General features: G+C 71.9%; 2 protein-coding genes. One reads left to right on the forward strand and one right to left on the reverse strand.

The genetic code is table 11. The features are described from left to right. Positions 1-375 precede the first annotated feature (375 nt). Positions 376-579, reverse strand: a complete 204-nt coding sequence (locus AOK18_RS02910) for a cold-shock protein (protein ID WP_003992177.1) — start codon at positions 577-579, stop codon at positions 376-378. 311 nt (positions 580-890) lie between these two features. Here AOK18_RS02910 and AOK18_RS02915 point away from each other — a divergent pair, with 311 nt between their 5' ends. Continuing rightward, positions 891-1,739 carry a menaquinone biosynthetic enzyme MqnA/MqnD family protein gene (locus tag AOK18_RS02915; RefSeq protein WP_055574397.1) on the forward strand — a complete coding sequence of 283 codons (849 nt, stop codon included), beginning with the start codon at positions 891-893 and terminating at the stop codon, positions 1,737-1,739. The last annotated feature ends 436 nt before the right edge of the window (positions 1,740-2,175 follow it).

Here is a 2,175-nt window from a genome sequence, read left to right on the forward strand (position 1 = left end):
GGGCCTGTCGTTCGGATCAGGTCGCAGACGCGGGGTCCGGCACGCACATCTGCCGCGTTGTCGTCACTCGCCGACGCTCCGCGTCGACTCCCTCCTCCGCCTTGCAGCTGCACGCACCGGACCCCGCTCACCGGCGCTGACCAGCACCGTCGCTTTCCTGCGACCTGATCCGAACGACAGGCCCCAGCCGCGCCGCCGTCGTCCGGCAGCGGATTCGGGACGGATTCCCGGTGGGTCCGCGGCGGGCCCGCGTCGGCTTCCCGAGGGGTCCGCGGCAGCCCCGTGACGGGTTCCGCGGGGGAAAGGCAGGAGCCCCTTGCGCCTGACGGCGGGGGGCTCCTTGGGTACTGCTAGTCGTTCCCGGATCGGGGAGGATCAGACCGGGGTGACGTTCTCCGCCTGCGGGCCCTTGGGGCCCTGCGTGACGTCGAAGGACACCTGCTGGTTCTCCTCGAGCGAGCGGAAGCCGCTCGCGTTGATCGCGGAGTAGTGGACGAAGACGTCGGGGCCGCCGCCTTCCTGGGCGATGAAACCAAAGCCCTTTTCGGCGTTGAACCACTTCACGGTTCCGGTAGCCATAAGCCCTCCTTGGGCCCAAAGGGTTGCCCTGCTCCAGAACCCAGCAAGTGTGAAGACCAATTCCGCACAATCGCATCCGTCTGAGAACGACGAGAGCCCGCGGTCACATGCTCCGCAGGCTCTGTACTGCAAGGGAAACCAAACTGCAACTTGCGGAAGAGCCTAGCACGCGCCCCCCCGCGCGCAATAGAGGTCAAGATCACGTCACCCGAAAGTTTGAACGTCGCCTCCATCCCGTGCTCCGGCGGGGCGGCCGGGCGGCGGCGGGGCCCGGGGAACCCGCCCCGCGGCACGAGGGCTAGCCTCGCGATGTGGACAATTCCCGCACCCGGCCGCGCGTCGGGCACATTCAGTTCCTGAACTGCATGCCCCTCTACTGGGGGCTTGCGAGAACGGGCACTCTCCTCGACTTCGAGCTGTCGAAGGACACCCCCGAGAAGCTCAGCGAGAAGCTCGTGCAGGGGGATCTCGACATCGGGCCGATCACCCTGGTCGAGTTCCTCAAGCACGCCGACCGGCTGGTCGCCTTCCCCGACATCGCCGTCGGCTGCGACGGCCCGGTGATGTCGTGCGTGATCGTCTCGCAGGTCCCGCTGGACCGGCTGGACGGTGCCCGGGTCGCCCTCGGGTCGACCTCGCGGACCTCGGTGCGCCTCGCCCAGCTCCTGCTCGCCGAGCGGTACGGCGTGCGCCCCGACTACTACACCTGCCCGCCGGACCTCAGCCTGATGATGCAGGACGCCGACGCGGCCGTCCTCATCGGTGACGCGGCCCTGCGCGCGACCATGATCGACGGCCCCCGCTTCGGGCTCGACGTGCACGACCTGGGCGCGCTGTGGAAGGAGTGGACGGGACTGCCGTTCGTCTTCGCCGTCTGGGCGGCGCGCCGCGACTACCTGGAGCGCGAGCCGGTCATCACCCGGAAGGTGCACGAGGCGTTCCTCGCCTCCCGCGACCTCTCCCTGGAGGAGGTCGGCAAGGTCGCCGAGCAGGCGTCCCGCTGGGAGGCCTTCGACGAGGAGACGCTGGCCCAGTACTTCACCACCCTCGACTTCAGCTTCGGCCCGCCGCAGCTGGCGGCGGTCGAGGAGTTCGCGCGCAGGGTGGGGCCGACCACGGGCTTCCCGGCGGACGTGAAGGTCGACCTGCTCCAGCCGTGAACGACGGCCCGCCGCCCCCGTGAGGCGGCGGGTGCCCCGCGGAAAGGCGTGAGCAGCCGGCGGACGTGTGCCGCTCGAGCGCTCACACGGGCGACCTCGGGCGGCGGTGGCCGAAGTGCCCACGGCTCCGGGGCGGTGCGCCCGCCCCGGAGCCGTGGGCGAGCGCCCGGGCACCGCGCGGGCGGAGGCCGCCGTCCTGCCGGGCGGTCGCGCGACACCCCCGCACGGGCGGCCGGTCGCCCGGACGCGGAGGGTCTCGGGCGGAACCGTCGTGAAGGACTGCCGCGGAGCGTCGTGCCGCGGCTGCCTCCCTGGCGGGGGACCGGTTGCCTCCTTGGCGGGGGACCGGTGCGCCGGATACCGTCCGCGGGAGGGCGCGGGCCGGCAGGGACCTCGGCGGCCCGGAACGGCTCACCGCCCCCGCCGCCGGCCTCGG

Origin of the sequence: Streptomyces prasinopilosus (assembly GCF_001419695.1) — a bacterium.
Lineage (GTDB): Bacteria > Actinomycetota > Actinomycetes > Streptomycetales > Streptomycetaceae > Streptomyces > Streptomyces prasinopilosus.

Excerpts from the sequence above, each read along its gene's own strand:
- AOK18_RS02910 (WP_003992177.1), bottom strand. The coding sequence starts at position 579 with ATGGCTACCGGAACCGTGAAGTGGTTCAACGCCGAAAAGGGCTTTGGT.